This is a genomic window from Neorhizobium galegae, assembly GCF_021391675.1.
Classification (GTDB): domain Bacteria; phylum Pseudomonadota; class Alphaproteobacteria; order Rhizobiales; family Rhizobiaceae; genus Neorhizobium; species Neorhizobium galegae_B.
On the sequence record NZ_CP090095.1, the window covers coordinates 2,791,881 to 2,817,984 of the forward strand.

General features: G+C 61.2%; 29 protein-coding genes and 1 tRNA gene. 10 read left to right on the forward strand and 20 right to left on the reverse strand.

The genetic code is table 11. The annotated features are described in order from the left end of the window. Position 1: 1 nt before the first annotated feature. The 3 genes from LZK81_RS13825 to LZK81_RS13835 form a co-directional block, all read right to left on the reverse strand. Positions 2-706 (reverse strand): aquaporin, encoded by a 705-nt coding sequence (locus LZK81_RS13825; RefSeq protein WP_233953653.1) that lies wholly within the window; start codon positions 704-706, stop codon positions 2-4. After that, positions 703-1,212 carry an arsenate reductase ArsC gene (locus LZK81_RS13830; protein WP_046603932.1) on the reverse strand — a complete coding sequence of 170 codons (510 nt, stop codon included), beginning with the start codon at positions 1,210-1,212 and terminating at the stop codon, positions 703-705. The genes LZK81_RS13825 and LZK81_RS13830 overlap by 4 nt, the downstream gene beginning before the upstream one ends. Before the next feature lie 105 nt (positions 1,213-1,317). Next, a complete protein-coding gene (locus tag LZK81_RS13835; protein WP_233956558.1) occupies positions 1,318-1,668 on the reverse strand; it encodes an ArsR/SmtB family transcription factor in 351 nt (116 codons plus the stop codon). A 201-nt stretch (positions 1,669-1,869) separates the two neighbouring features. Here LZK81_RS13835 and LZK81_RS13840 point away from each other — a divergent pair, with 201 nt between their 5' ends. Then, the gene (locus tag LZK81_RS13840) at positions 1,870-3,006 is read left to right on the forward strand and encodes an acyltransferase family protein (RefSeq protein ID WP_233953654.1); all 1,137 of its coding nucleotides are present in this window, start codon (positions 1,870-1,872) and stop codon (positions 3,004-3,006) included. Positions 3,007-3,493: 487 nt separating this feature from the next. Here LZK81_RS13840 and LZK81_RS13845 read toward each other — a convergent pair. Continuing rightward, positions 3,494-3,569, reverse strand: a tRNA-Ile gene (locus LZK81_RS13845). A gap of 240 nt (positions 3,570-3,809) precedes the next feature. Between LZK81_RS13845 and LZK81_RS13850 the strand changes: the two genes are divergently transcribed. Next, positions 3,810-4,562 carry an SIMPL domain-containing protein gene (locus LZK81_RS13850; protein ID WP_233953655.1) on the forward strand — a complete coding sequence of 251 codons (753 nt, stop codon included), beginning with the start codon at positions 3,810-3,812 and terminating at the stop codon, positions 4,560-4,562. A gap of 168 nt (positions 4,563-4,730) precedes the next feature. On the opposite strand, the gene LZK81_RS13855 is transcribed toward LZK81_RS13850, so the two are convergent. The 6 genes from LZK81_RS13855 to LZK81_RS13880 form a co-directional block, all read right to left on the reverse strand. Beyond that, positions 4,731-5,087: a hypothetical protein gene (locus tag LZK81_RS13855; protein WP_046625743.1), complete on the reverse strand. Its 357-nt coding sequence runs from the start codon at positions 5,085-5,087 to the stop codon at positions 4,731-4,733. 154 nt (positions 5,088-5,241) lie between these two features. After that, positions 5,242-5,664, reverse strand: a complete 423-nt coding sequence (locus tag LZK81_RS13860; protein ID WP_046625742.1) for a secondary thiamine-phosphate synthase enzyme YjbQ — start codon at positions 5,662-5,664, stop codon at positions 5,242-5,244. A 77-nt stretch (positions 5,665-5,741) separates the two neighbouring features. Next, positions 5,742-6,095 (reverse strand): DUF1428 domain-containing protein, encoded by a 354-nt coding sequence (locus LZK81_RS13865; protein WP_046609304.1) that lies wholly within the window; start codon positions 6,093-6,095, stop codon positions 5,742-5,744. Positions 6,096-6,243: 148 nt separating this feature from the next. Further along, positions 6,244-6,642: a DUF427 domain-containing protein gene (locus LZK81_RS13870; RefSeq protein WP_233953656.1), complete on the reverse strand. Its 399-nt coding sequence runs from the start codon at positions 6,640-6,642 to the stop codon at positions 6,244-6,246. Positions 6,643-6,757: 115 nt separating this feature from the next. Continuing rightward, the gene (locus LZK81_RS13875) at positions 6,758-7,798 is read right to left on the reverse strand and encodes a zinc-dependent alcohol dehydrogenase family protein (RefSeq protein ID WP_233953657.1); all 1,041 of its coding nucleotides are present in this window, start codon (positions 7,796-7,798) and stop codon (positions 6,758-6,760) included. A 124-nt stretch (positions 7,799-7,922) separates the two neighbouring features. After that, the gene (locus LZK81_RS13880) at positions 7,923-9,065 is read right to left on the reverse strand and encodes a DUF930 domain-containing protein (protein WP_046609301.1); all 1,143 of its coding nucleotides are present in this window, start codon (positions 9,063-9,065) and stop codon (positions 7,923-7,925) included. A 165-nt stretch (positions 9,066-9,230) separates the two neighbouring features. On the opposite strand from LZK81_RS13880, the gene LZK81_RS13885 reads away from it, so the two are divergent. Further along, entirely contained in the window at positions 9,231-9,794 is a 564-nt protein-coding gene (locus LZK81_RS13885; RefSeq protein WP_046603916.1) for a TetR/AcrR family transcriptional regulator, read from the forward strand. A gap of 17 nt (positions 9,795-9,811) precedes the next feature. Further along, positions 9,812-10,144 (forward strand): DMT family transporter, encoded by a 333-nt coding sequence (locus LZK81_RS13890; protein WP_418936503.1) that lies wholly within the window; start codon positions 9,812-9,814, stop codon positions 10,142-10,144. Between the two features lie 64 nt (positions 10,145-10,208). Here LZK81_RS13890 and rpoD read toward each other — a convergent pair whose 3' ends face one another. The 3 genes from rpoD to dnaG all read right to left on the reverse strand — a co-directional run bounded on the left by rpoD (position 10,209) and on the right by dnaG (position 15,127). Further along, entirely contained in the window at positions 10,209-12,272 is a 2,064-nt protein-coding gene (gene rpoD / locus LZK81_RS13895; RefSeq protein ID WP_037076197.1) for an RNA polymerase sigma factor RpoD, read from the reverse strand. Positions 12,273-12,688: 416 nt separating this feature from the next. Next, complete coding sequence (locus tag LZK81_RS13900; protein WP_046603912.1) at positions 12,689-13,036, reverse strand: GFA family protein; 348 nt, start codon at positions 13,034-13,036, stop codon at positions 12,689-12,691. A gap of 87 nt (positions 13,037-13,123) precedes the next feature. Then, positions 13,124-15,127: a DNA primase gene (gene dnaG / locus LZK81_RS13905; protein ID WP_233953659.1), complete on the reverse strand. Its 2,004-nt coding sequence runs from the start codon at positions 15,125-15,127 to the stop codon at positions 13,124-13,126. 196 nt (positions 15,128-15,323) lie between these two features. Here dnaG and LZK81_RS13910 point away from each other — a divergent pair, with 196 nt between their 5' ends. Then, the gene (locus LZK81_RS13910; RefSeq protein WP_233953660.1) at positions 15,324-15,614 is read left to right on the forward strand and encodes a BrnT family toxin; all 291 of its coding nucleotides are present in this window, start codon (positions 15,324-15,326) and stop codon (positions 15,612-15,614) included. Next, complete coding sequence (locus LZK81_RS13915) at positions 15,580-15,909, forward strand: BrnA antitoxin family protein (protein ID WP_046603909.1); 330 nt, start codon at positions 15,580-15,582, stop codon at positions 15,907-15,909. The genes LZK81_RS13910 and LZK81_RS13915 overlap by 35 nt, the downstream gene beginning before the upstream one ends. A 122-nt stretch (positions 15,910-16,031) precedes the next feature. Here the strand turns inward: LZK81_RS13915 and LZK81_RS13920 are convergent, their stop codons facing one another. Then, the gene (locus LZK81_RS13920) at positions 16,032-16,484 is read right to left on the reverse strand and encodes a GatB/YqeY domain-containing protein (protein ID WP_046628604.1); all 453 of its coding nucleotides are present in this window, start codon (positions 16,482-16,484) and stop codon (positions 16,032-16,034) included. A 326-nt stretch (positions 16,485-16,810) separates the two neighbouring features. On the opposite strand from LZK81_RS13920, the gene carA reads away from it, so the two are divergent. Together carA and LZK81_RS13930 are read left to right on the forward strand one after the other, a co-directional pair. Continuing rightward, entirely contained in the window at positions 16,811-18,016 is a 1,206-nt protein-coding gene (gene carA, locus LZK81_RS13925) for a glutamine-hydrolyzing carbamoyl-phosphate synthase small subunit (RefSeq protein ID WP_046609384.1), read from the forward strand. Positions 18,017-18,115: 99 nt separating this feature from the next. Continuing rightward, positions 18,116-18,466, forward strand: a complete 351-nt coding sequence (locus LZK81_RS13930; protein ID WP_233953661.1) for an antibiotic biosynthesis monooxygenase — start codon at positions 18,116-18,118, stop codon at positions 18,464-18,466. A gap of 25 nt (positions 18,467-18,491) precedes the next feature. Here LZK81_RS13930 and LZK81_RS13935 read toward each other — a convergent pair whose 3' ends face one another. Together LZK81_RS13935 and LZK81_RS13940 are read right to left on the reverse strand one after the other, a co-directional pair. After that, positions 18,492-19,889: an MATE family efflux transporter gene (locus LZK81_RS13935; RefSeq protein WP_046603905.1), complete on the reverse strand. Its 1,398-nt coding sequence runs from the start codon at positions 19,887-19,889 to the stop codon at positions 18,492-18,494. 128 nt (positions 19,890-20,017) lie between these two features. Beyond that, positions 20,018-21,277, reverse strand: a complete 1,260-nt coding sequence (locus LZK81_RS13940) for a TCR/Tet family MFS transporter (RefSeq protein ID WP_233953662.1) — start codon at positions 21,275-21,277, stop codon at positions 20,018-20,020. Between the two features lie 277 nt (positions 21,278-21,554). On the opposite strand from LZK81_RS13940, the gene LZK81_RS13945 reads away from it, so the two are divergent. Continuing rightward, the gene (locus LZK81_RS13945; RefSeq protein WP_233953663.1) at positions 21,555-22,034 is read left to right on the forward strand and encodes a DUF2938 domain-containing protein; all 480 of its coding nucleotides are present in this window, start codon (positions 21,555-21,557) and stop codon (positions 22,032-22,034) included. On the opposite strand, the gene LZK81_RS13950 is transcribed toward LZK81_RS13945, so the two are convergent. Next, positions 22,031-22,354, reverse strand: coding sequence for an ArsR/SmtB family transcription factor (locus tag LZK81_RS13950; protein ID WP_233953664.1), 324 nt, complete (start codon positions 22,352-22,354; stop codon positions 22,031-22,033). The two genes, LZK81_RS13945 and LZK81_RS13950, sit on opposite strands and share 4 nt — an antisense overlap. 47 nt (positions 22,355-22,401) lie before the next feature. Between LZK81_RS13950 and LZK81_RS13955 the strand changes: the two genes are divergently transcribed. Beyond that, complete coding sequence (locus LZK81_RS13955) at positions 22,402-22,884, forward strand: SRPBCC family protein (RefSeq protein ID WP_233953665.1); 483 nt, start codon at positions 22,402-22,404, stop codon at positions 22,882-22,884. Between the two features lie 290 nt (positions 22,885-23,174). On the opposite strand, the gene LZK81_RS13960 is transcribed toward LZK81_RS13955, so the two are convergent. From LZK81_RS13960 to LZK81_RS13970, 3 genes are all read right to left on the reverse strand, one after another. Next, complete coding sequence (locus tag LZK81_RS13960) at positions 23,175-24,080, reverse strand: neutral zinc metallopeptidase (protein WP_046609292.1); 906 nt, start codon at positions 24,078-24,080, stop codon at positions 23,175-23,177. Between the two features lie 101 nt (positions 24,081-24,181). Continuing rightward, positions 24,182-25,393: an MFS transporter gene (locus tag LZK81_RS13965; RefSeq protein WP_233953666.1), complete on the reverse strand. Its 1,212-nt coding sequence runs from the start codon at positions 25,391-25,393 to the stop codon at positions 24,182-24,184. Between the two features lie 145 nt (positions 25,394-25,538). Next, complete coding sequence (locus LZK81_RS13970) at positions 25,539-26,021, reverse strand: DUF2306 domain-containing protein (RefSeq protein WP_046628586.1); 483 nt, start codon at positions 26,019-26,021, stop codon at positions 25,539-25,541. Positions 26,022-26,104 lie beyond the last annotated feature (83 nt).

Genomic DNA, 26,104 nt, shown 5'->3' on the forward strand with positions numbered 1-26,104 from the left:
ATCAGTCGGCTCCTTGAGCAAGGATAGGGGGAACTTCGTTGCGGCGTTCGGCAAATAGCCATCCAGCCAGAGCGGCGGCGATAAGCGCTCCAAGAATCTGGGCAACAATGAAACCCGGCAGATCGGTGGGGCGAATGCCGGAGAAAGTATCGGTGATGCTCCGTGCAATGGCGACCGCCGGATTGGCGAAGGATGTGGATGCGGTGAACCAGTAGGCTGCCGTTATATAGAGACCCACCAACAGAGGGATCGCGTCGACCCTGAAGCGCAAGCCGCCGAGAATGGTAAGGAGCAAGCCGAAAGTCGCCACCGCTTCCGCGATCCATTGAGCCGATCCCGTACGGACCGTTCCAGACATTTGGAGGAGCGAAAGGTCGAACATTGCATGAGCGACCATCGTTCCGGACACTCCGCCCGCTATCTGCGCCAGGATGTAAGGGGCGACCAAAGCGACCTTGAATTCGCCACGCACGGCGAAAACCATTGTCACAACGGGATTGAAGTGCGCGCCCGAGATCGGACCGAGGATCGTGATCAGCACGAACAGGATTGCTCCGGTCGGTATCGTATTGCCCAGCAGGGACATGGCCGTGTCGTCGGTGAGGCGATCCGCCATGATGCCCGAACCGACGACAGTTGCGACGAGGATTGCGGTGCCGAGCGCCTCCGCGACCAGACGGCGTCCAAGATCGACGGCCACGCTCATTCGGCCTTCTGAGAGCTGCGGCCGATCTCGTCCAGCCGTTTCTGGAGCGCCAGCCTGTCGAGGCTTGTCATCGGCAGACTGGTGAAGATGGAGAGGCGGTTGTTGAGCATCCTGTACGTGTCGTCGAAAGCGAAGTGCTTTTCGGCTTCGGTCCCCTCGGCGGCGGCGGGATCGGGAACGCCCCAGTGGGCGGTCATCGGCTGTCCCGGCCAAACCGGGCATGCCTCGTTGGCGGCGTTGTCGCAGACGGTAAACACGAAGTCCATCTGCGGAGCGCCCGGAGCCGCGAACTCCTCCCAGTTCTTCGAGCGGGCGAAGCTGGTATCGTGGTTCAGGGTCTTCAGGAGCTGGAGCGTGTAAGGATGGACCTCGCCTTTCGGCTGGGAGCCGGCCGAATAGGCCTTGAACCTGCCCTGACCGATCCTGTTGAGGATGGCCTCCGCGATGATCGAGCGGGCGGAATTCCCGGTGCAGAGGAAGAGGACGTTGTAAGTGCGATCAGACATGACGGTTGTCCCTGATGACGTTGTTCCGATGGGCTTGTTTCTATTTTCCGCTTCAGATGCTCCGGACCGACCGCCAAGGACGACGGTACCGGCGATTTCGAGCCGTCATGCCTTCGCCCCGGCGGGAGCGCAGCAGGCGGCAACCTCCACAGCGGGAGCGCAAATTTCCGGATGGCCGGCGCAGCAGTCCTCCATCAGAAAGCGCACCAGATCGCCGAGGACCTCGATATTCGCCCTGTAGATGATCGAGCGCGATTCACGCTGCTGGAGGATCAGACCCGAGTGTTCGAGCTCCTTGAGATGAAACGAAATATTGGACGCCGACACCCCTGCCCGCTCGGCAATCAACCCTGCGGCCATGCCCTCGGGCCCGGCGACAACCAGCATCCGGACAATGTGCAGTCGCGTTTCTTGCGAGAGAGCACCGAAGGCGCCTAGAGCCTGCTGCTGATTCAACATTCATACAATCCTTGAAATATTGAATCATGGATACGCCAGTGAGGCCGGATTTGCAAGAGGACCACCGGTGGTCGGGTGCTGGCGTGACCAAAATCCGCAAATCCCCTGTGATCTTAACTCTCACACTCTTTGGATCATCCGGTTGCTGTAATCGTCTAGATGGTGCACGAATACTGCATTTCCATCGGAGGCAACCTAATGACCGAAACTGCGCCAAACCGCATTGAGTGCCTTGATGGATTGCGAGGTATCGCGGCGCTATGGGTTTTGATAGGTCATGCGCACCTCTTGACCCGGTTCCGGGTGCCTTTAATCGGTGATCCGGACCTTGGCGTAGATCTCTTCATTGTCCTTTCTGGCTTCTTGATGGTGTTTCATTATCGGCTGCGGGAAGCGAAGGAACCATGGGAGCTACCATCCACGTGGCGAACATTTTGGCTGCGCCGCTTTTTTAGGATCGCGCCGCTCTATTACATCATGTTGATTTTTGCGATAACCCTCGGCCCCGCGATCTACGAAGCGCGGGTAATGATCGACGCTTACAACTCTGTTCCGGTGCAGCCGGCAGGGCGTTACCTCGATCAAAGCTTCTGGAATTGGGTGGCGCATCTGACATTCGCGTTCGGTGCCATGCCGGGATATGCATATCGAACTGCGCTCCCTGATTGGAGTATCGGCCTCGAAATGCAGTTCTACCTCGTGCTTCCGTTTGTGATGCTCGTCATCAAACGTTTGAACCTCTTTGTGGGCATAGGTGCTGTTGTGTTCGCCGGCCTGGCTGCTGCGGTGATTTCCTATGCGCTTGGATATCGCTTCCCAATGCCTGCATTCTTGCCTTTGAAGATGCATGTCTTCGCGGTCGGAATTTTGATGGCAAGTGTTCTCGGCGCGGACACGAAGCGTGTCTGGCTAGCCGCCGCTCTGTCGGCGGCGCTTATGTTGATCCCGATCGGCGGCGCAATGGGCATAATCCATCACGGTGCGCGGCTGGCGATTGTCGGAGTGTTCTTCCTTCTCCTTCATCATCGTGTGGTGTGGCAACCACTCAGGCCGCTGCTGTCGAAGATCAGTAGCTTACTTGGGAACAAGTTCTTCCATCTGCTCGGCGAGCTCTCGTTTGGCGCCTACCTCGCCCACCTTCTCGTGATGCAACCAGTTATCGCGTATCTTATCGCGAACCATCCGATGTCAAACCCGGCCCGATGGGCTACCGCGCTGGCGATCACCGTGCCGGTCACATATCTGATTGCTGCGATTGGATACAGATGGATTGAGATTCCCGGTCAGGCGCTAGGTAAAGCCCTAACTCGTAAGCGCGCGATGGCAGCCGCCTAGCCCACCGCCCCATCATCTTGTGGGGTCAGATCGTCCCGTGTTGCCTATCCAGGGTGCCAAGCTCCAATTGCGGCAGGTTTCCTCCCGGGAGTACATGGTCAGGACTGAGAGGCCGGCTCTGTGGGTTCGTCGGATGGCGGCGTTCAGGATGCGGAGTGCTTCCGCCATGTGTTCTTGGACTTCGGCTCGTTCTTCAAGTGCAGAGAGTTCTATATCCATGCCAGCAATCATGTCGGTCGTTGTTGAGATTCGCTAGATCCTACCCCATCATCGTTGGAGACAGGAGATTGATCCGACCGCGATTTGAATATCAGCTGCGGTGATCGAAAGATCGATCTGGAACTCGATGATTCGAGCCGCCTTCGAATAGCCTTCGAGGTTTCCCGGGGAAATTTTTGAAATTCCGGGTCCAGGTGAAAAAAATCCGGAAGTAGCCGCCTGGCGACATTGGCTAACCACCCCATAAGCCCTTGAAAATTCAATAAAATGGTGGGCCCGGAGGGACTCGAACCCCCAACCAAGCGGTTATGAGCCGCCGGCTCTAACCATTGAGCTACAGGCCCGCCGATCCGGCAGAAGTGGGGCGCAATGGTCCGCCGTCACATCGATGTCCGCTCTAACGCAATTCAAGAGATGCTACAAGCCGTTGCCGCAATAGCTTCACAATCAACCGGCAGGTAGGCTCGTCTGGCGCGAACAGGCCGAGCCGATTCCCGTTTCGGCGCGTTCGCGCGGCAGACGGAACATGACGGGCGGGTCTGGGAACAGTATTCCCCCGCCCTGACAGATCGGAGAGAACATCCATGCGCGTTGCGCTTTCGTCGTCACGTCTCGTCCTTGCAGCCGCATTTGCCGGTGCGGTCGCCGTCTCTTCCGCGGGCCAGGTCTTGGCCCAGGATATCCGTCCCCGCGAGCCGGTCATCAATGTGCTCGGCGAGGGCCAGGCCTCCGTGGCGCCCGACATGGCCGTCCTGACGCTCTCGGTGGTTCGCAACGGCCAGACCGCGCAAGCGGCACTTTCGGCCAGCAGCGCCGCCATGAAGGACGTGCTTTCGGCCCTGAAGAGCGATGGAATCGCCGATCGCGATATGCAGACCAGCAATTTCTCGATCTATCCGCAATATCGCCACACCGAACCGAAGGGTGGCGTCATCGAGCCCCCGCAGGTGATCGGCTACGAGGTGTCCAACACGCTCACCCTCAAGGTCCGCGACCTTCAGAAACTCGGCGGTCTCATCGACCGTTCGGTGAAGCTCGGCGTCAACCAGGGCGGCCAGATCGCCTTCACCAACGACAAGCCCGACGACGTGATGACCGAGGCGCGCAAGAAGGCGGTCGCCGAGGCGCTTGCCAAGGCAAGGACGCTGACGGAGGCGGCCGGCGTCAAGCTCGGCCGGATCCTGGAAATCAGCGAGAACTCCATGCGCCCCGCGCCGCAGCAGATGATGCGCATGGCGATGGCCAAGGACATGGCCGCCGCCGAAGCGGTTCCGGTCGCCGGCGGCGAAAACACCTATACGGTGACCGTCAACGTCACCTTTGCCCTCGAGCAGTAATTACGGGTTCTTGAACAGCAGCCGGGCGCCGTCCCGCAATGGCGCCCGGCCCTCCCTCGCCCGCAAACAAGGCAAAATAAAACGCCCCCACCAGATCGTCAGACCTGGTGGGGGCGCTTGTCCTCCGTCAACGGGCGATGGAGACGGAAGGGTTCTTTGGGATGAAGCCTAGCGGCGGATGACCGGGCAGCCACGCTCGTTGGCGAACACGATGCGGTCAGGGCCGCGACGGCCGAAGCCGGCAACGATCACGACGCGGCGGCCGGCATCCACGACGCGGGCGCGGCGCAGGCCCATGCGGCTTGCCTTTTCTTCTGCCAGCCCGGGAGCGCAACCGCGCGGGCCGCGATCCGGACGCCAGTCGCGATCACCACCGCGATCCGGACGCCAATCGCGATCACGGTCGCGATACTGCACCTGGATGGCGAAGTCCGGGCCGGCGGCGGCAGCCACAGGGGCCGTTGCGGAAAGGCCGGTAAGCGCGATGAGAGCGGCCACACCGGCTTTGACGATCATGCTGGTCATAGAATGGTTCTCCGAAATTCGGGCCAATTTTTGCGGCCCCCAAGGTTGTTGCTCTCGCCTTCCCAGCGATTGGCGCGACCCTAGCCCAAGGGGCCTGAACAACATCCTAACTGGTCATTCAGCCGGTATTCATGTCTCGCTCATAGCCAGAAGATCATGGCGAAAGATGCAGCACGACCTGGCGGACATGCGGCTGGTCGCGATGCTCGAAGAGGTAGATGCCCTGCCAGGTGCCAAGCATCAACCGACCGTCCCGGACGGGAATGCCGAGCGAGGCGGCAGTCAACGCCGCCTTGATATGCGCCGGCATGTCGTCGGGGCCCTCGGTCGTGTGGGTCACCCAGCGCATGTCAGGATCGGTGGTCGGCGGCACCAGCCGGGAGAAGAAGGTCTTCAGGTCGCGGCGGACATCCGGATCGGCATTTTCCTGGATGATCAGGGAGCAGGACGTATGGCGAACGAACACGGTGAGCAGCCCCTCGCCCACCTGCGTGCGGCGCAAAAAGTCCTGCGCCGTGTCGGTGAATTCGTAGAGCCCCTGGCCGCTTGTGGAGATCGAAATCACGGTCTGGGGCATGGGGTCCTCATCGACAAAAGCGCCGGCGGCAAAAATAGAAGCGTCGGCAGGGAGACGCCACTCCTATCACCCGCCGGCTACAATGTCAGGAAGGGCTCGAAGCCGCCGAAGATCATCCGTTTGCCGTCGAAGACCTGCGTCCATTCGGCTCCGGAGAACCGCTCGTCCTTCATCACTCTGGCATTGATCTCGTCCCGGCGGGCCCGGCTTTCATAGGTGATCCAGGAGAAGATGACAGTCTCGTCCTCCTTGGCCTGCACGGCCCGCGGGAAGGAGGTGAGCTCTCCGTAGGGCACGTCGTCAGCCAAGCACTCCACATAGGACAACGCGCCGTTTTCCATCCACACCGCGCCGGCAAGGCGCGCCATGTCCTTGTAGCGTTCGAGATTGGCCTTGGGCACGGCAAGAATAAACCCGTCGACATAGGGCATGATTTTCCTCCTTGGTTGAGTCGCACCCCAAGGACGTGGGAGGGAAAGCAAAGCCGACAAGTGCACCGGCTTTTTCTTTATCCTCCAGGGCTTTCACCCGCAAAGCTCCGAAGTGCGGCAAGCGCATGCTCAGCCGCCTGTCCTCCTGTCAGAACTGACCCGCTTCAGGCGCGCCAAACTCCTCGATGGAATCGACCCGGTCGGGATAGAAGGCGACATGTTCCTTGATCCCGGAGACGGCTTCGTAAGGGTTTTCGTAGGACCAGACGGCATTCTTCGAGCGCTCGCCACCAGCCGGAATGCTGAAATAGGAAGCCTCTCCCTTATACGGGCAATAGCTCTGGTGGTCGGTCCGCTCAAGGAGCGACATATCCACATCCTTGCGCGGAATATAGTGGACGGGCGGATAGGAGGACTCGCGCAAGGTGAGCGAATTGATGCTGTCGGCGATCACCTTGCCGCCAAGCTTCACCACCACCCGCGCCGGATTGTGCGCAACGGTGATCGGGTGATCCGGCCCTGGAATTTTCTGTGCCCTGACATTCATGGTTCGTCCTTTCGGGTTCGACGCATGCCCCCGATATAGGGCGCCCCGAAACGCCACCAAGCGGCCGAAGCGGAATGCTCCGGCCATCGACGGCGAACAATCGCCGCGTCACCCGTCAGAACGTGGTGATCACGCTGATACCGGGCGTTTCGGATCTGTCGAGCGTCATCAGCCCCGGCACCGCCTCTTCCAGGCTGATCCGCTTGGCGATCAGCTGCTGCGGCTTCATCTTGCCGGCCTTCAGCATGGCGAGCATGGCGTCGTAGCGCCAGGCCTGCATGCCGTGGCTGCCGTAGATTTCCAGCTCGTGGCCGATCACCTGCGCCATCGGGATCGAAGGTGTAGCGTGCTCGCCGAGCATCAGACCGACCTGCACGTGCCGGCCGCGGCGGCGCAGATTCTTGATCGAATTGAAACAGGTGACGGGATGGCCGAGCGCGTCGATCGACACATGCGCTCCACCCTTGGTGATCTCGCGAACCGCCTCGACCACATCCGGCACGGTGCTCCCATTGATCGTCGCGACCGCACCGCATTGGCGGGCGAATGCCAGCTTGTCTTCGGAGAGATCGATGCCGATTGCGTTCGCTCCAAGCGCGGTGGCGATCATGATGGCAGAGAGCCCTACCCCGCCGCAGCCATGCACGGCCACCCAGTCGCCAGGCCCGGTGCGGGCCTGGTCGGCAACGGCGCGGAAGGAGGTGGCGAACCGGCAGCCGAGGCTGGCCGCCGTCGCATCGTCGATCTCTTCGGGCAGGTGCACGAGGTTCGTGTCGGCATAATCGATCGCCACATATTCGGCGAACGAGCCCCAATGGGTAAAGCCCGGCTGAAACTGGTTGGGGCAGACCTGCTGGTTGCCTGAATGGCATTCGGAGCAATGGCCGCAGCCCGACACGAACGGCACCGTCACCCGGTCGCCGATCTTGAAGCGCATCACGCCCTTGCCGGTCGCCACCACCTTGCCGGCCAGTTCATGGCCCGGCACATGCGGCAGCTTTATATCCGGATCATGCCCCATCCAGCCATGCCAGTCGCTGCGGCAGAGCCCACTCGCGCCGACCTTGACCACGACGCCGTCAAATGTCGGCTCCGGGTCGGGTAGATTGCGGATTTCGGGTGCCTTTTCAAAGGCATCGTAGAACATGGCTTTCATGGCAGGCCTCATCTTGAACGTGGCCGCAGCATAGTCGACGCGGCTCGCGGGTCAATCAACCCATGCGGCACCTTTTGCGAAACCTGCATCGATTACGTCACGACTAGGCGTCGCCGGAGGCTTCTCACAATTCCGGAAAGCCGCGCTTGCGCCACTCGCTTTGCGGCACCGGCGCGCCGATGTCGAATGCGAAGGACACGATTTTGGTGGCGTCGTCGTCAACCTCGCAGCGGAAACTCAGGTCGTACCACTGCGCATTGGCCCGGAATGCGCCCCGCTTGACTTCGAGGACAGTGCCGCTCGGTAGACGATAGGCCGGCAGCATTTCCGGTCTGTAGGATTGAGCCGAATGTCGCAGCTGCTCGCGAAGTTCCGTCGCGCAGAGCTGGCCGGCACGCACCCCTCGCGGCACATTGCCCATCGCCGTCGTGGCAATAGTGTCGCCCGTCTCGCTCTGCGAAAACAGCGTCTTTGCCTCCGTCAGTTCGACCGGCTTGCCGGGGGTCGGGGTCTTGGAAGGGTCGCCCTTGGGCGAAGCGGCCGGCGGCGCAGTCACGATTTCGGTCTTCGCCGCATCCGGCGAGGTGCCGGCAACGGGGCCGTTCTGCAATCCGTTGGCTGCCGCAACTCCGACCTCCGGCAATTGGATATCGTCAGGCACCGGATTGGCCGGTGGCGCCTCCACGACGGTAGGCGCCTCCTTCGCCTGCTTTACCGGCTCGACGGCCTCCGCATCCGCCTTGCTCTCGGCGGGCGGGTTGGTCGTTTCCTTCGATGCATTGCCGGTTTCGGATTTCTTCGGCCCGCCATCCTTCTCGCCGAATTCGAAAACGGGACGCAGAACCGGCAAGGGCTGCCCCTTGGCCTGGTCGGCGGAGGGCGGCGGTTCGGCGGGTTTCTCCTCAGGCGCCGGCGGAGGCGGCGGAGGTGGCTCCTGCTTCTTGGCCTCCTCCTGCTTCGGTGGCTCAGGCGGCGGGGGCGGCTCCACCGTCTTGGCCTCTTCCTGTTTTGCAGGTTCCGGAGGTTTCTTCTCCTCCGGTTTCGCCTCTTCGGCCTTCTTTTCCTCAGGCTTCTGCTCTTCCGGCTTCTTCTCCGGCTCTTCCGGTGGAGGCACGATCTCGACCTGGACGGTCTCCTCCTTCTCCGGCTCGGACTGATCGACCGGCAGGTGGAAGAACAGGGCCGCCGCGAAAACGACATGCACCAGGATGGAGGCAGGGATGCCCCATCTTATGTCGCCGCGCGGCTTTCCAGATAAATCCGTCATGGCAGCGGATGTAAGATGGAAAGCCGGCCGGATCGAGTCCCCGAGTGATCAAAACAATGCAAACTCCAGCTTTCCGACAGCAAGTTGCGCTGCCGCCCCTCTTCAATGGGATTCGAAGATGGTTTGCCGCTTGCAAACAAACCGACCATACGGTATGTTTAATTCATGTCGAAAGCTCACAGACGCGAAAAACAGCCCGAACAGGTGCGGCGATCCCTTCTGGATCATGCGGCGCGATGCGCCGTGGACGAAGGTCTCGGCAGCCTGACCCTGCAGGCGGTCGCCGATGCGGCCTCCGTCACCAAGGGCGGGTTGCTGCATCATTTCCCGAGCAAGCAGGCCCTGATCGAAGCCGTCTTCGAAGACCTGCTCGGCAAGCTCGATATGGAAATCGACCGGCTGATGAGCGAGGACGAAACCGGCCGGGGCCGGTTCACGCGCGCCTATGTCGACGCCTTTTTCCAGGTGACTCGCGATGGGATCGAAAGCCCCTGGGCGGCACTGTCGATCTCCTGCATGACCGATGCGCGGCTCAGGCAAATCTGGTCGGAATGGATGCGCGATCGGCTCGCGCGACATGCGCAGACCGACAGTCATCCGGCCTTCAAGCTCGCGCGCTACGCGGCGGATGGCATCTGGCTCGCCAATCTCATGGAGGCGGACGGTTTACCGGCAAAAGAACTCGCCGAACTGCGCGACCACCTGCAAGGCCTCACGAAACAAGAGTAACGAAAATGAACCCCGCAATCCTCACCTACGGCTCGCTCGCCGGTGCAATCGTGCTGGAAGTCATCGGCACGACTTTCCTGCAGCAGAGCCAGCAGTTCACCCGCGCCCTGCCGACCATCCTGATGGGGCTGTGCTATGGTATCGCCTTCTATCTCCTGTCGATCGCCTTGCGCACGCTGCCTGTCGGCATCGCCTACGCGATCTGGAGCGGCCTCGGCATCGTGCTGATTTCGGCCGTCGGCACCATCCTGTTCCGCCAGACCCTCGACATCGCCGCCATCATCGGCCTCGGCCTGATCATCTCCGGCGTCGTGGTGGTCAACGTGTTTTCGAGCTCGGTCGGGCATTAAAATGAAAAACCCGGCCTGCTCTCGCAAACCGGGTCTCTGATTGTCTTCGAACGGGTAAAACCGATCAGCTGTCCAGGAACGAACGCAGCTTGCGGCTGCGGCTCGGATGTTTCAGCTTCCTCAGCGCCTTCGCTTCGATCTGGCGGATACGTTCGCGGGTGACCGAGAACTGCTGGCCGACTTCTTCGAGCGTGTGGTCGGTGTTCATGCCGATGCCGAAGCGCATGCGCAGCACGCGTTCTTCACGCGGCGTGAGCGAGGCGAGAACACGGGTCGTGGTCTCGCGCAGGTTCGCCTGGATGGCCGCGTCGATCGGCAGAAGCGCGTTCTTGTCCTCGATGAAGTCGCCGAGATGCGAATCCTCTTCGTCACCCACCGGGGTTTCGAGGCTGATCGGCTCCTTGGCGATCTTCAGGACCTTGCGGACCTTTTCGAGCGGCATGGCGAGCTTTTCGGCCAGTTCTTCCGGGGTCGGCTCGCGGCCGATCTCGTGCAGCATCTGGCGCGATGTGCGGACGATCTTGTTGATCGTCTCGATCATATGCACCGGAATACGGATCGTGCGGGCCTGGTCGGCGATCGAACGGGTGATCGCCTGCCGGATCCACCATGTGGCATAGGTCGAGAACTTGTAACCGCGACGGTATTCGAACTTGTCGACCGCCTTCATCAGGCCGATATTGCCTTCCTGAATGAGGTCGAGGAACTGCAGGCCGCGGTTCGTGTACTTCTTGGCGATCGAGATGACGAGGCGAAGGTTCGCTTCGACCATTTCCTTCTTGGCGATACGCGCTTCGCGCTCGCCCTTCTGCACCATCGACACGATACGGCGGAATTCGGCGATCGAGATGCCGGTTTCCGTCGCCAGATTCTGGATCTCCTGGCGGATGTCGCGGATCGTCGTGTTCTCGGCGCGCGCGAACTCCTTCCAGCCGCGGGCGGCCAGATTGGCGATCGACTTCATCCAGTTCGGATCGAGCTCCGCACCCTGGTACTGTTCGAGGAACGAGTCGCGCTTGACGCCGTAGGATTCGGCGAGACGCAACAGACGGCCCTCGTTCTGCATCAGGCGCTTGGAGATGTCGTAGAGCTGCTCGACCAGCGAATCGACACGATTCTGGTTGAGCGACAGCGACTTGACCGCGGTGATCAGCTCGTCCTTGAGCTCCTTGTAGCGACGCTCCTGGGCAGACGACAACGTACCGGTCGCTGCCAGACGCTGCTCGACCTGCTGGTCCTGCAGCTTGCGCAGCTTCTTGTAGGTGTCGGCGATCGTGTCGAGCGTCTCCATGACCTGCGGACGCAGCTCGGCTTCCATCGCGGCGAGAGAAAGGCTCGACTCGTCGTCGTCCTCTTCCTCTTCCTCAAGGTTCATGCCTTCGCCGCCGACGGCAGTGATGTCGTCGTCATTGGCAGCGGAGAAACGAGCCTTGCGGGTCTTTTCCTTCTCTTCGGCAGCCTTGCGGTCGGCCTCGATCTTTTCCGGGCTCTGGAACTGCGGCGCAGCCTTGGCTTCGGGACCCGAATAGGTCGTTTCGAGATCGATGATCTCGCGAAGCAGGGTCGTGCCTTCGTTCAGTTCGTCACGCCAGATGATCAGCGCCTGGAAGGTCAGCGGGCTCTCACAGAGCCCGGCGATCATCGTTTCGCGGCCGGCTTCGATGCGCTTGGCGATGGCGATTTCGCCCTCGCGCGACAAAAGCTCGACGGAACCCATTTCGCGCAGATACATGCGCACCGGGTCGTCGGTACGGTCGGTCGGCTCTTTCTTCTTCGCAGTCGCGAGCGCAGTGCTGGAGGTGGTGGCGATTTCGCCGCCTTCGCTCTCATTGTCGTCGCTGTCGCCGTCAGCGTCGTCGTCGCTGGCGGTGGTTTCTTCCGCCTCTTCGTCTTCGACGACGTTGATGCCCATGTCCGACAGCATCGCCATCGTGTCTTCGATCTGCTCGGAGGTAACCTCCTCCGACGGCAGCACCGAATTCAACTCGTCCATGGTGACATAGCCGCGCTTCTTTGCGGCTTTGATCATCTTCTTGACGGCGTCGTCAGAAAGGTCGAGAAGCGGACCGTCGTGCGAGCCTTCGCGTTCGTTCTCTGCTTCTTCGTTTTCTTTGACTTTTGTTGCCATGTATTTAGTCGCTTTCCCTGAACGCTACTTTCGCCGCGCTTCGTGGCCACCGGCTGAAGACGGGGTTGACCGCCTTAGTCGCGAATCACTGTCCAACACGTAACGGAATGACCTTTAATTCCCGATTACCATTCGGCGGCCGTTTTTGACTCAGGACCGTCCTACAAGAGGATCACCGGTCATGTTCGGTGCTATTGACCCACTCCGCCTATTTTGCCTTGAAATGGTGATTCCCACAAATTAACGCCCCGTCAAGCATTTCCATAGGTCATACCCAGGAAAAGTCGAAAATATGCCCTTTGAGGGGCTCCAATAGGGGTACGCTCACCAGATTTAACCGATATGTAGGCGGTAGGCCCTGAAAGACAAGGGTTTGCGTAGACATAAAGGCTTATGCTTTTCGTCCGGCATATTCCCTAGCGGGAAGCACCGTCATACTGAGTTACCGTCAGCGTGGCAATGTCGATTTCCGGCACGCATCTCAGATTGATCGCGGCCATCTCCGCGCCATTCGGCATCGTCGCCTCGCTGAACGGTGCGACGCCGCAACTGGCGCAGAAGTAGTGCGTGATCACATGCTTGTTGAACTGGTAGGAGGAAAGGTTCTCCCGCGGGGTCGCGAGCTGGAACTGGCTGCGCGGGACGAAAGCCAGCAGCACGCCCTTCCGCCGACAGAGGGAACAGTTGCATTCCATCGCGGTGCCAAACTCGCCCTCCGCCTCGAAGGCTATATTGCCGCAATGACAACTTCCCGAAATCTGCATCAAGCTCCCCACTCAGCCGACTCAACGCCGATACAATAGGGCCGCGCCATCATTCGGCAAGGGCGGGATTTCCAAGCCGCATGTCCCTCAGCCGTGGCTGACGGCAGCCCCCTTCACCCGGCCGGAAAGCACCCCGAACCCGTCGATGATCGCTTCCTGGTTTTCCATCCGGAGGATTTCGAGCTGAACTTCGGAGAGCGCGCGCAGCAGCGGCTCGATCTCACCCGCATCGCCAGCTTCCGTCGTTTCGGCGATTTCCCGCTCCAGTTCAATCTTCTGGAGCCTGAGCGCCTTGGTACGCTTGTGCAGCGACAGCGCCTGCCGATAGCCTTCACGCGCGTCTTCCAGCGCGGCGATCTCGGTCGCAGTCCAGAGCCGCGCGTTGCGCACCTGCTGGTCCAGGGACTTCAGCATCACGTCGAACCCTTCGCCCGCAAGCCGCTGCATCAGGTATTCGCGCGAAAGGTTAGGCCCCGCTGTCGCGGCGGCCGGCAACATCGCCGACCAGAAGCGCTGCAGGTCGCGGTTCTCGAAATCGATCGCGGCGATCTCGTCATATTCCTCCAGCAGCAATTGCGGATGATTGACGATGGTGAGCGCCAGCACGCTTTCGCGAAGCGCCGGCAGGTCGCGGTAACCGCGCACGAGACCGGAACGGGCAAGCCGGTCTGAAACCCCCGCAGCCCGCCCTGCAGCCCGAGGCCCCTGGGGCGGACCGCCCTGCCCGGGTCTGCCGCCACCGGCACCACGCTGAAAATTCTGGCGCCGGTCGCCACCGCCGCGCGGCGCCGGCGCGAAGAAACTGTTCAGCCGGTCGCGGATGGCCTGCTGGTAATGGCGTCGCACGTTTTCGTCGGCGATGACGGAAACGATCTGCTTCAGCCGCGCCTCCAGTTCGGCGCGCTTTTCCGGCGTATCGAAACTTGCCGACGACGCCTCGCGCTGCCAGATCATCTCCACGAGCGGCCGGGCTTCGTTGAGCACCTTGTCGAACGGCGCACGGCCCTCATGGCGGACGAGATCGTCCGGATCCTTGCCATCGGGAAGCAGGGCGAAACGCACCGACCTTCCGGGCTTCAGGAACGGAAGCGCCAGATCGGCGGCACGGCTTGCGGCCCTGAGGCCCGCTCCGTCGCCGTCAAAGCAGAGCACCGGCTGCGGCGTCATCCGCCAGAGCAGCTCGAGCTGGTTTTCGGTGAGCGCGGTCCCGAGTGGTGCCACGGCATTCTCGACGCCCGCCTGATGCAGCGCGATGACGTCCATGTAACCTTCGACCGCAATGATCGTGCCCTCGCCCTGTCCCGGCTTGCCGACACCCTGAGCCCGCCTGGCACGCGAAAAATTGTAGAGCACCTGCCCCTTGTGGAAGAGCTCGGTCTCGTTGGAGTTGAGATATTTCGCCGGCGCGTCCGCCGCCATGGCGCGGCCGCCGAACGCGATCACCTTTTCCCGCGACGACAGGATCGGAAACATGATGCGGTCGCGAAAACGGTCGTAGGAGACAGCGATCCCCTCCCCGTGCACGACCAGGCCGCAAGCCTCGATCTGGTCCTTCGGCACGCCCTTAGCCGCCAGATGCTCCTTCAGCGCATTGCGGCTTTCCGGTGCATAGCCGAGACGGAAGGTCTCGATGGTACGGCCGGTCAGCCCGCGGTCGCGCAGATAAGCGCGCGCCTTGGCCCCGACGGCGCTCTGGAGCTGGTCCTGGAAGAACTGCGTCGCCAGCTCCATGACATCGAGCAGCGTCGTGCGTTCCTTCTCGCGCTTTTCGGCCTGGGGGTCGGGCTGCGGCATGGCGATGCCGGCCATGTCGGCGACCGTCTGCACCGCCTCGGGGAAACTCTGCCCTTCGAGATCGGTCAGGAACCGGAAATGGTCGCCCGAGACACCACAGCCGAAGCAGTGGTATCGGCCCTTGCGGTCCTCGCAATGGAAGCTCGGGCTCTTCTCGCCATGGAAAGGGCAGCAGGCCCAGTAGTCGCCACGCGAGACGTTGGTCTTTTTGCGATCCCACGTCACCCGACGGCCGACGACGGCCGATATCGGCACGCGGTCGCGGATCTCGTCGAGAAAACTGTTGGAAAAGCGCATTTCTACCTCTGCCTTGGCTCTTCCATATAAGCATGGGTGGGAAGGAACGCTACCATCAAGACAAACGCTGCCCGCTATTCACAGGCTTGACTGGCAGCGTCAGCGTATATACAAATCGTAGTTACGCTGTGCCACACCAAATCAGGAGGCCGCCCCATGGTTATTTCCCCTTGCTACATCTCAGAAACGGGTCACCATGATCAAGGCGGAAAGACCATTCCCATTCTTTGAGTGGGATGAAGCCAAAAGGCAGACCAACTTTCAGAAACATGGAATAGACTTTCCGGACGCGGCAAAAGCGTTGAAGTCGCCCCATATAGAGGTTGAGACCCAACGAAACGGAGAAATCCGGACATTGGCCATATGTCCCGAGCAGCAACGCCTGATCGCCGTAGTCTACACGATGCGCGGCGAGGTCTGCAGGATCATTTCCGCCAGAACTGCGAGCGAACATGAGCAAAGAGCGTATCGTCAGATATTCGGCTGAAGACATCGACGCAATAGTCGCGAGAGGCGAAAGCAAGACCGACTGGGCGCGTGTCGATGCCATGACCGATGAGGATATCGACCGCGCGATTGCGGATGACCCCGATTGGGCGGAGTTCAAGGATATCGACTGGTCCAAGGCGGTGCTTGTCGTGCCGAAGCCCAAGAAATCCATCTCGCTGCGTGTCGATGAGGACGTCATCGATTTCTTCAAGTCGACAGGCAAAGGCTACCAGACCCGCATCAACGCGGTGCTCAGACACTACATGCGCGAACAGAAGCGCCGTAACAAATAGGAATCGTACCGTCTCGCCGGCGGCAACTCCGCAGTCCGGCCGGCGAGATCCGGAAAAGCAAAAAGGCGGGACGCAGATGATCGGATTCCCGCCTTTCGTTTACCGACATCAAAAAAGGCCGTTTATTTCAAAAGCTCTTTCACCACGCCGGACGCCTTGGCGAAATCCATCTGGCCCGGATGCTTTTCCTTCAGCACCGCCATGACCTTGCCCATGTCGCGCAGGCCTTGCGCGCCGGACTCGGCGATCGCCGCCTTGATCAGTCCCTGCACTGTCTCGTCCGAGAGTTGCTCCGGCATGAACCCCTTGATGACGTCGATTTCCTCGCGCTCCTGCGTCGCAAGTTCGGCGCGTCCGGCATCCTGGTAGATCTTCGCCGATTCCTCGCGCTGCTTCACCATCTTTTGCAGGATCTGCAGGATGTCGTCATCGCTGACCGGGTCCTTGCCGAGACCGCGATTGGCGATATCTCGATCCTTGATCGCAGTCTGGATCAGCCGCACGGTCGAAAGCCGGCGGGTGTCCTTGGCCTTCATGGATTCCTTGAGCGCATCGGAAAGCTTGTCGCGCAACATCGTTTTTTCTCCTTGGGAAAAGCTCTGGCGCAGGCAGGGTGAATTGTGGCTTTTCCTTGGCATTCACCCCGCTGTCATAGACGACGGGCTCGGGCCGATCAAATCAAATCACCCAAACCGTTGAATCCCATGGTCTATAATCTCCATGGAATTCTTGGGCTGCGAGATTGACCACCTCGCCCGCTTTGTCTATTTTCCGGCACCTGCACGAGATTTAGAGGTTTGGGCTTGCGCCGGGATTTCCGCGCGCCCGTCTCTCACGACCATAGATGGCCCTCACAGCCTGTTCCTTCAAGGGACGGGACCGGTGAGGCAGAAGGATGGATATGACCGCGACCGCTCCCTGGACCACCAAGAAACCCACCGCATTGCTCGTTCTGGCCGACGGCACCGTGATCGAAGGAACCGGCATCGGCGCGACCGGCAAGGTGCCGGCCGAAGTAGTGTTCAACACCGCACTGACCGGCTACCAGGAAATCCTGACCGACCCCTCCTATCTCGGCCAGATCGTCACCTTCACCTTCCCGCATATCGGCAATATCGGCACCAACGAGGAAGACGTCGAGGACCTGACGCCGGCAGCCCGCCGCGGCGCGGTCGGCACGATCTTCAAGGCCGACATCACCGAGCCCTCCAACTACCGCGCCGCCAAGGATCTCGACGGCTGGCTGAAGGCCCGCGGCATCATCGGCCTGTCCGGCATCGACACCCGTGCGCTGACCGCCTGGATCCGCCAGAACGGCGCCCCGAACGCCGTCATCGCCCATGACCCGAACGGCGTCTTCGACATCGAGGCGCTGAAGGCCGAAGCCCGTGCCTGGAGTGGGCTCGAAGGCCTCGACCTCGCCAAGGAGGCCACCTCCGGCCAGTCCTCGCAATGGGACCAGAAGCCATGGGTCTGGAACGAGGGCTACGGCGAACTGAAGCCGGAAGACGCGAAATATCACATCGTCTGCGTCGATTACGGCGTGAAGCGCAACATCCTGCGCCTCTTCGCCGGCCTCGACTGCAAGGTGACGGTGGTCCCCGCCCAGACCTCGGCCGAAGACATCATGGCGCTGAAGCCGGATGGCATCTTCCTGTCGAACGGCCCGGGCGACCCGGCCGCGACCGGCGAATATGCCGTGCCGGTGATCAGGAACGTCATCAAGACCGACATCCCGACCTTCGGCATCTGCCTCGGCCACCAGATGCTCGGTCTGGCGCTCGGCGCCAGGACCGAGAAGATGCACCAGGGCCATCACGGCGCCAACCACCCGGTCAAGGACCACACCACCGGCAAGGTCGAGATCGTCTCGATGAACCACGGCTTCGCGGTTGATTCGAAGTCTCTGCCGCAAGGCGTTGAGGAGACTCACATTTCGCTCTTCGACGGCAGCAATTGCGGCCTGCGCGTCACCGGCAAGCAGGTCTTCTCGGTCCAGCATCACCCGGAAGCCTCGCCCGGCCCGCAGGACAGCCACTACCTCTTCCGTCGCTTCATCAACATGGTGCGCGAGAAAAAGGGCGAACCTGCCCTTGCGGAACGCTGATTTCCGGCGACCTTAAAAAATCCGCAGACGCCTATTGACCTCAACATTGGTTGAGGTCCCATAAACGCCCCTGTTCAAGATCGAGCAGGGGTTTTTCTTATGAGCGAAATACAGAATCGACGCATCTTTCGCGTCAACAGGTTTGCGGTCCCGGTCGAAGGGCGCGAAGAATTCATGGCGCTGGTGCACAGGACGCATCAGGTAATCCGCGCCCAGCCGGGATTCGTCGACGACCTGATCCTGGAACAGGCTTCCAGCGCCGGACTGTTCAACGTCATCACCATCCTCCAGTTCGAAGGCGAGCACGTCCTTCAGCCGGTCATCGCCGCAGTCGCAAAATCGGATGAGGAGGCAGGCATCGATCGGCAGGCGTTGAGCCGACGCCTCGGCGTGGAGACCAATATCGGCTTCTACCACAGGGCGGTTTTAGAAGAGCTCCTACCGGCCTGACCAACAAAGACGGCCCGCTGGCACTTCAGTGGGTCGTTCTGCCCTGGCGTCTCACCAGCAGCCAGAATCGGCCGCAAAGCAGAACCGCAGCCGCTGCGAGGCCGGTGACGAAGCCGAACCAGACGCCCTCGCCGCGAAAACCGAGCGGGAATGCGAATACCCAGGCGCAGGAGAAACCGATCGGCCAATAGGCGATCAGCGCCAGCACCATCGGCACCCGCGTATCCTTGAGCCCGCGCAACAGGCTGGCACCGACCACCTGCAGCCCGTCGACCAGCTGGAAAGCCCCGGCGATCACGATCAGCGGCACCGCCAGTTCCAGCACGGTCGCGGCATCCTCCTTGCGTATATCCAGGAAGAGATTGCCGAAGAAGCGCGGGATCGTCGCATAGAGCACGCTGCCTATCGTCGTGAAGAGCACGCTGACCACCAGCACGGCGATGGCGGCCCGCTTGACGCCCAGAAGATCGCCGCGGCCATTGGCAAGCCCGACGCGCACCGTCGCCACCTGTGACAGGCCGAGCGGGATCATGAAGGCGATCGCCGCGAGCTGCAGCGCGATGCCGTGGGCTGCGAGTTCCAGCTTGCCGATGACGCCCATCAGCAGGGAAGCGGCCGAAAACAGGCTGGTCTCCGCCAGAATGGTGAAGCTGATCGGCAGGCCGAGGACGATGATCTCGCGCACCATGCTCCAGTCCGGCCGCCAGAAACGCACGAAGATCTCGTAGGCGCGCATCTTCGGCTGGCTTTCCACATAAAGGAGGGCGGCTACGAACCCGAACAGGTTGGCAGCGACCGAAGCGATCGCAGCCCCGTGCAGCCCCATTTCCGGCGCGCCGAAATGGCCGAAGATCAGCAGATAGGCGAGGCCGGCATTGATGAAGAACATCACGATCGTGACGTAGAGCACGATGCCGCCCTTCTCGAGCCCGGTGACAAAGCTTCGAAGCGCCATCAGCCCGAGTGCCGGGAAAATGCCCCATTGGGCGATGCGCAGGTAGCTCTGCGCGTTCGCCGCGACATCCGGCTGCTGCCCGAGCGCCAGAAGGATGGGTTCGGAAAACCAGAGCAGCGGCGCCGTCAGCACGCCGAAGGCAAGCGCGATCCACAGCCCCATGCGCACCGAACGGCGCACCGAGCGGGTATCCCCATGCCCGAGCGCCTGTGCCACCATCGGCACCACGGCGCTGGTAAAACCGGTGCCGAAGATGAAGACTAGGAAGAACATCTGGGTGGCGAGCACCACCGAGGCGAGCTCGGTTGTCCCGAGCCAGCCGACCAGGATCACGTCGGTCGTGTTGATCGCCATCTGCGCCAGTTGCGCCCCGACCAGCGGCACGCCGAGCGCCAGGGTCGCGCGCATATGCGCGGACCAGGAATTGTCCGTTGTCGTCACAGCCATGGTTGTGGAAAGGCTCGACATGACACTCCTCCGCAGACGAAAAAAGCCGCTTCCAGAAACTGGCGAGCGGCGGATGATGCAGCCTATAGAGGAGCATCATCCGTGCGGCAACACTTACAGGCGATTCAGCAGAATTTTTGGACGTCTCTTCAAGAAATCTGATGCGTAAGCTCGCCTTCGAGCGGACCCGCGGCCGTCTTTCGTGAAATCCGGGTCAAAAACACCAAAATGGCACAAGCCATGAAAATCGCCGCCATCATGTATGGCGCCCCTGCGAACTCCATTGCTGCATTCTCTCCGGTAAACGCGCTGAACAGCAGCGTGAAGATCGCCGGGCCGACGATCGTCGTCAGGCTGGTGAGGCTGGTCATCGCGCCCTGCAGCTCCCCTTGCGCCGACGGCGGCACCTTGGCCGAGGCAATGCTGCGGAGCGCCGGGTCGGCGACGTTCTCGATCGTCGTGACGAGGATGACGGCGTAAACGAGCCACCCCTGCCACGCGAAGGCATAACCGGTGAGGCCGAGGCAGGAGAAACAAAGCCCAAGCACCGCGGTCCTCCATTCGCCGAGCACCGGCACCAGTTTCGGCAGGATGAACCCCATGACAAATGCGGCGCAGATGCCGAACAGCCCGAGCGACAGGCCAATCTGCCCCTCGCTCCAGCCATAGCGATAGGCAGACACGAAGGACCAGACCGACGGATAGACCGCATGCGCCAGCCAATAGAGAAACATCACCAGCATGACCCAGCCGATGCCCGGATAGTGGCGCATCTGGCGCAGGGCGCCCAGCGGATTGGCGCGTTTCAGCTCGAACTTGCGTCGGTTCGCCTTGTCGAGCGTCTCCGGCAGGAGGAACCAGGAGGCAACGAAATTGGCAAGCGACAACAGACCGGCGCCGAGGAACGGCACGCGTGGTCCGAGCTCGCCGAGCAGCCCGCCGATCACCGGCCCCACCGTGAAACCGACGCCGAAGGCGATGCCGATCAGCCCAAAATTCTTGGCGCGGTTCTCGTCGTTGCTGATGTCGGCAATGTAGGCCGAGCAGGTGGCGAAACTACCGCCGGAAATGCCGGCGAGGACACGGCCGACGAACAGCATCCAGAAACTCGTGGCAGCCGCGCAGATCAGGTTGTCGAGCGCGAAGGTAAGGACCGAAGCGAGCAGGATCGGCCGCCGGCCGAAACGGTCGCTGAGGTTGCCAAGCAACGGCGCAAACAGGAACTGCATGGCGGAATAGATGAGCAGCAGCCAGCCACCATCGACCGCCGCCGCACTCAGGTCGTCGCCGGTCAGTTCGCGCAGGAAGGCCGGCAGCACGGGCATGATGATCGCGATTCCGATGACATCGAGGAAAAGGATCATGAAGACGAGGAAAAGGCCGCGGCGCACAAATTTCGGGTCGAGCATTAGAATGTCTCTCTAGCAATGGTGTTTTCTGGAAAGACGATCAGCTCGCCGGGTTGCTTACATAACGGCAAAAGAAAATCGAAACAATACGTGAACATTGCAAAGTTTTTGATGAAAGACACAACCGCAGGCATCGTTCAACCGGTTCGGCAATCTCGGTGTCGGGCGCACCCGCCGGCAAGATGTTTCCCGTCCGGAAGTCCGGAAGGGCTCGACAGCCCGAATCGGAGCCCATAGAGATTGGAGGTGACCTCCTTCTCTCCGGCAGACCTCTCTCATGATCGAACTTCTCTGGCGCGGCATCCTCATCGGCCTTGGCGCAACCATCCTGATGGATCTCTGGGCGATCGTCCTGAACAAGGTCTTCGGCCAGCCAAAAGCCAACTGGGCACCGGCCGGTCGCTGGTTCTGGCACCTGGGGCGGGCAAAAGTCTTTCACGACAGCATCGCGGCAGCCGAACCCTACGAACATGAGCTGGCGCTCGGCTGGGCAGGCCATTATGCCGTCGGTTTTCTCTACGGGGTAATCCTCGCCCTGATCGTGGGGCCGAACTGGTTCGCCGCCCCGACCTTCATTCCCGCCTGGATCTTCGGCATCGTCACCATCGGCGCCGGATGGTTCCTGATGCAGCCGGGCCTCGGTCTCGGCTGGGCCGCGTCGAAAACGCCGAGGCCGAACAAAGTACGTCTCCTCAATTTCGCCGCCCACACCGTTTTCGCGCTCGGGCTTTACGGCACCGCGCTGCTGATCCGCTAACCTTCCAGATCCCGCTTCATCCGGTCGAGCATGTCGACCGCGTGCGCCGCATAGGCCCCGATCCAGCGGTCGTGGATCGCCTTGATCGGCAGCGGGTTCAGGTGGTTCCAGCGCTCCCTGCCCTCGCGCTTCACCAGCACCAGGTCCGCGCCTTCCAGAACCTTCAGATGCTGCATCACGGTGCAGCGGTCGAGCTTGGGAAACCGGGCGCAGAGATCGCCCGTCGTCTGCGGCCGATCCTTCAACTCGTCGAGAATCTCCCTGCGAACCGGCGCCGCCAGGGCCTTGAAAATAAGGTCATTTTTTTCATCGCTTGACATGTTATGTTTTTATAACATGATGGAGAGAGAAACAAGGGAGAAAGATCATGGAACTGAAGTTCAAGGTATCGGGCCGGATCTCAAAACCGGTCGAGGAAGTGTTCGAAGCTGTCGCAGATCCGAAGAAGCTGTCGGGTTATTTCACCACAGGCGGCGCGAAGGGACGGCTCGAACCCGGCGCGACGGTCACCTGGGATTTTCACGATTTCCCAGGCGCCTTCCCGGTCGACGTCGTCGAGGTGGAGAAGAACAGGAAGATCGTGCTGCGCTGGGATGCGACGGAAGGCAATGCGGCCGAACAGGGACCGGAAAACGTCGCGCCCGCCGACTACAAGACGACGGTCACCATGACCTTCGAGCCGCTTGACGGAAACCGCACGCTGGTGACGATCGCCGAGGAAGGCTGGCGCGAAACGAAGGGCGGGCTAGAAGCCTCCTACGGCAACTGCCAGGGCTGGTCGCAGATGCTCTGCGCCATGAAGGCCTATGTCGAATACGGCATCAACCTGCGCGAGGGGATGTATAAGTAAGTTGCCCACGAGAGGCCCGACACGTTAGGAGCAAAACATCTCAAGGAGTGCCCATTCTGCCCCCCTCTGCCCTGCCGGGCATCTCCCCCACAGGTGGGGAGATGGGCTGGGAGCCTGCTCATAGCCCTCCATTGAGCGTCGCATCCTTCGCGGCGATGTTTTGGAGGCAGGGATCGCGCCGATTGTGATCTCCCCACCTGTGGGGGAGATGCCCGGCAGGGCAGAGGGGGGCATCCTGGCTCCACCCTCACCGTCGTCATCCTCGGGTTAAACCCGAGGATCCACAAACCTCAAACATTCCCCGAAAACGTATCGCAGGACTTCATGTCGCCGGTATCAAACCCGCGCTTGAACCAGCGCGCGCGCTGCGCCGAGGTGCCGTGGTTGAAACTCTCCGGCACGACATAGCCCTGGCTACGCTTCTGCAGCGTATCGTCGCCGATCTGCTGGGCGGCATTCAGCGCCTCGTCGAGATCGCCGGTGTCGAGAATGCCCTTCTGCTGGGTGAACTTGCCCCAGACGCCGGCAAAGCAGTCGGCCTGCAACTCGACGCGCACCGACATGCGGTTGGCGTCCGCCTCGCTCATCCGCTGGCGGGCCTGGTTGAACTTCGGCAGGATGCCGAGCAGGTTCTGCACGTGGTGGCCGACCTCGTGAGCGATCACATACGCCTCGGCGAAGTCGCCGGCCGCGTCGAAGCGCTGTTCGAGTTCCTTGAAGAAATTGGTGTCGAGGTAAAGCTTGTGGTCGCCGGGGCAATAGAAAGGCCCGGTCGCGGAAGACGCAAATCCGCAGGCGGAATTCACCTGGCCGGAAAACAGCACCAGCACCGGCTCCTGATATTGCTGGCCGTTCGCCTGGAAAATGCCGTTCCAGGTATCTTCCGTCTCGGCGAGCACGGTGCGCACGAACGCAGTTGTATCATCATTGGCCGGCGCGCCCGGGGCCGTCTGCTGCTGCTCGAAGCCCGAGCCATCCATGCCGAGCTCACCCGATAGCAGCGAAAGCGGATTGATGCCGGTGATCCAGCAGATGATCAGGATGACGATGATCCCGCCGATGCCGAGCCCGCCCCCGCGGCGGCCACCACCGCCGACCGGAATGCGAAATCCGCCCCGGCCGAGCGGACTGCCGCCCATGGAAGCGCCACGCTGGTCCTCGACATTGTCCGATTGCCGGCGGCCTTTCCATTCCATCTCGCTCACTCCTCTTCGGCAACGTTACGCCCGTTGCGCGATATAACGCTGGCGGCCGCAAAAGCGATCCGTACCAGCATCACATAGCTGAAGATTCGTCCTCAGGCGACCCGCAGAGCCTTTTTCCCTGGCAGGAAAACCGTCAGCAGCCCAAGCACGGGCAGGAAGGCGCAGACATTGTAGACGAAGGTGATGCCGTACTGGTCGGCAAAGACGCCGAGCACCGCCGCCGCGATGCCGCCGATCCCGAAGGCGATCCCAAAGAAGATGCCGGCGATCATGCCGACCCGGCCCGGCACCAGTTCCTGCGCCATCACCACGATCGCCGGGAAGGACGAGGCCATGATGAAGCCGATAATGCCCGAAAGCGCGATCGTCACCGGCAGGTTGGCAAACGGCATGGCGAGCGTGAACGGCAGCACGCCGAGGATCGAGAACCAGATCACCACTTTCGAACCGAATCGGTCGCCGACCAGCCCGCCGATCACGGTGCCGAGTGCCACGGCGCCGAGGAAGATGAACAGCATGACCTGCGACTGCGGCACCGTGACCTGGAAGCGCTCGATGACGAAGAAGGTATAATAGCTGCTGATCGACGCCATGTAGGCGTTCTTCGAGAAGGTCAGGACGGTCAGCACGGTCAGCGCGATGACGACCGTGCGCTTTGAAAGGTTATGGGCCTTCAGCACTCGCTTGCGACCCTGGTTGGCAAGCATATGCGCCTTGTACCAGCGCGCCACGCCTGTGAGGATGGCGATGCCGAGAAGTGCGCCGGCCGAAACCCAGGCAACACTGCCCTGCCCGTTCGGCACGATGATGAAGGCTGCGAGCAGCGGACCGATCGACTGGCCGAAATTGCCGCCGACTTGGAAGACCGACTGCGCCATCCCGTAACGACCGCCGGATGCCAGCCGCGCGACACGCGACGATTCCGGATGGAAGACCGCCGAACCGATGCCGATCAGCGACGCGGAAATGACCAGCACCATATACGAATGCGCGTTCGCCAGCATGAACAGGCCGATGAAGGTCGAGCCCATGCCGACCGGCAGAGAATAGGGGAAAGGTTTCTTGTCGGTGACGATGCCGATCACCGGCTGCAGCAGCGACGCGGTGCACTGGAAGGCAAGCGTCAGGATGCCGATCTGCCAGAAATCGAGCGCATAATCCGTTTTTAGCATCGGATAGATCGCCGAGATCATCGACTGCATGATGTCGTTGATCATGTGGCAGAAGCTGACCGCCAGGATGATCGGCAGCACCGTCACTTCGGCGGCAGTGGCGGAAACGGGTTTGGATGTTGCATCGGCCATAAAATTTCCTCCGCGCAAGCGGTCGTCATCGCGGATGGCCGTTGCTGCAAGTTTCTTAGGTGCAGCACTAATCCCGCAAGTCGGGCCTGTCCATGACAGCAAGGCGCCGAACGGTACGCTTTGAGGAAATTGTTGATGCGGGGGATCAGGGCCGGCGCGTCGTCAGCCGCTGCTGGAGGAGAACCGTTCCAGCGATACCAAGCAGCGTCAGGATCAGTATCCAGCTTGGTCCGCCGGAAAAGACGACCGCGTTCATGATCCGCCCCGGGATCAGCGTGAAGAGGCCGGCGATCCCGATGCCGCCGAAATACATGCCGATCACAGCCGCCTTGTGTGCCCGGATATTATGGGCGCGCGCCGAGCTGATCGCCCGCCACACCCCGACGAGCACGAAGACCGACAGGAGATGGATCGGGCTGAAGCCGTAGAACAGATTGATCTCGTGAATGAAGAAGCTGGAGATCGAGGTGATCACCATCAGCACCATCCAGATCTTGCCGAGCAGGCGGTGTACCGGAGTGCCCTTGCGGTTGAGCAGGATATAGGCACCGAGCACGGAGGCCGGCAGCACGGCCGCGACGTGGATCTGGACGGCGAACGGAGCATCGAGGAGCGGTTGGAGGTTCATGGGGAATACCTGTTCGAAATCACCAAGCGATTGAATTGATCGCCTGTTTCCGCCATGACTGGCTCACCCTCAACCAGAATGGC

Excerpts from the sequence above, each read along its gene's own strand:
- LZK81_RS13855 (WP_046625743.1), bottom strand. The coding sequence starts at position 5,087 with ATGACCAGCATGATCGTCAAAGCCGGTGTGGCCGCTCTCATCGCGCTT.
- LZK81_RS13915 (WP_046603909.1), top strand. The coding sequence starts at position 15,580 with ATGAGCAAAGAGCGTATCGTCAGATATTCGGCTGAAGACATCGACGCA.
- LZK81_RS13870 (WP_233953656.1), bottom strand. The coding sequence starts at position 6,642 with ATGAATGTCAGGGCACAGAAAATTCCAGGGCCGGATCACCCGATCACC.
- carA (WP_046609384.1), top strand. The coding sequence starts at position 16,811 with ATGACCGCGACCGCTCCCTGGACCACCAAGAAACCCACCGCATTGCTC.
- LZK81_RS13955 (WP_233953665.1), top strand. The coding sequence starts at position 22,402 with ATGGAACTGAAGTTCAAGGTATCGGGCCGGATCTCAAAACCGGTCGAG.
- LZK81_RS13830 (WP_046603932.1), bottom strand. The coding sequence starts at position 1,212 with ATGTCTGATCGCACTTACAACGTCCTCTTCCTCTGCACCGGGAATTCC.
- LZK81_RS13930 (WP_233953661.1), top strand. The coding sequence starts at position 18,116 with ATGAGCGAAATACAGAATCGACGCATCTTTCGCGTCAACAGGTTTGCG.
- LZK81_RS13850 (WP_233953655.1), top strand. The coding sequence starts at position 3,810 with ATGCGCGTTGCGCTTTCGTCGTCACGTCTCGTCCTTGCAGCCGCATTT.
- LZK81_RS13940 (WP_233953662.1), bottom strand. The coding sequence starts at position 21,277 with ATGCTCGACCCGAAATTTGTGCGCCGCGGCCTTTTCCTCGTCTTCATG.
- LZK81_RS13950 (WP_233953664.1), bottom strand. The coding sequence starts at position 22,354 with ATGTCAAGCGATGAAAAAAATGACCTTATTTTCAAGGCCCTGGCGGCG.
- LZK81_RS13840 (WP_233953654.1), top strand. The coding sequence starts at position 1,870 with ATGACCGAAACTGCGCCAAACCGCATTGAGTGCCTTGATGGATTGCGA.
- LZK81_RS13920 (WP_046628604.1), bottom strand. The coding sequence starts at position 16,484 with ATGTTGCGCGACAAGCTTTCCGATGCGCTCAAGGAATCCATGAAGGCC.
- dnaG (WP_233953659.1), bottom strand. The coding sequence starts at position 15,127 with ATGCGCTTTTCCAACAGTTTTCTCGACGAGATCCGCGACCGCGTGCCG.
- LZK81_RS13825 (WP_233953653.1), bottom strand. The coding sequence starts at position 706 with ATGAGCGTGGCCGTCGATCTTGGACGCCGTCTGGTCGCGGAGGCGCTC.
- LZK81_RS13860 (WP_046625742.1), bottom strand. The coding sequence starts at position 5,664 with ATGCCCCAGACCGTGATTTCGATCTCCACAAGCGGCCAGGGGCTCTAC.
- LZK81_RS13945 (WP_233953663.1), top strand. The coding sequence starts at position 21,555 with ATGATCGAACTTCTCTGGCGCGGCATCCTCATCGGCCTTGGCGCAACC.
- LZK81_RS13900 (WP_046603912.1), bottom strand. The coding sequence starts at position 13,036 with ATGCAGATTTCGGGAAGTTGTCATTGCGGCAATATAGCCTTCGAGGCG.
- LZK81_RS13875 (WP_233953657.1), bottom strand. The coding sequence starts at position 7,798 with ATGAAAGCCATGTTCTACGATGCCTTTGAAAAGGCACCCGAAATCCGC.
- LZK81_RS13970 (WP_046628586.1), bottom strand. The coding sequence starts at position 26,021 with ATGAACCTCCAACCGCTCCTCGATGCTCCGTTCGCCGTCCAGATCCAC.
- LZK81_RS13880 (WP_046609301.1), bottom strand. The coding sequence starts at position 9,065 with ATGACGGATTTATCTGGAAAGCCGCGCGGCGACATAAGATGGGGCATC.
- LZK81_RS13935 (WP_046603905.1), bottom strand. The coding sequence starts at position 19,889 with ATGTCGAGCCTTTCCACAACCATGGCTGTGACGACAACGGACAATTCC.
- LZK81_RS13960 (WP_046609292.1), bottom strand. The coding sequence starts at position 24,080 with ATGGAATGGAAAGGCCGCCGGCAATCGGACAATGTCGAGGACCAGCGT.
- LZK81_RS13910 (WP_233953660.1), top strand. The coding sequence starts at position 15,324 with ATGATCAAGGCGGAAAGACCATTCCCATTCTTTGAGTGGGATGAAGCC.
- LZK81_RS13885 (WP_046603916.1), top strand. The coding sequence starts at position 9,231 with ATGTCGAAAGCTCACAGACGCGAAAAACAGCCCGAACAGGTGCGGCGA.
- LZK81_RS13865 (WP_046609304.1), bottom strand. The coding sequence starts at position 6,095 with ATGCCCTATGTCGACGGGTTTATTCTTGCCGTGCCCAAGGCCAATCTC.
- LZK81_RS13965 (WP_233953666.1), bottom strand. The coding sequence starts at position 25,393 with ATGGCCGATGCAACATCCAAACCCGTTTCCGCCACTGCCGCCGAAGTG.
- rpoD (WP_037076197.1), bottom strand. The coding sequence starts at position 12,272 with ATGGCAACAAAAGTCAAAGAAAACGAAGAAGCAGAGAACGAACGCGAA.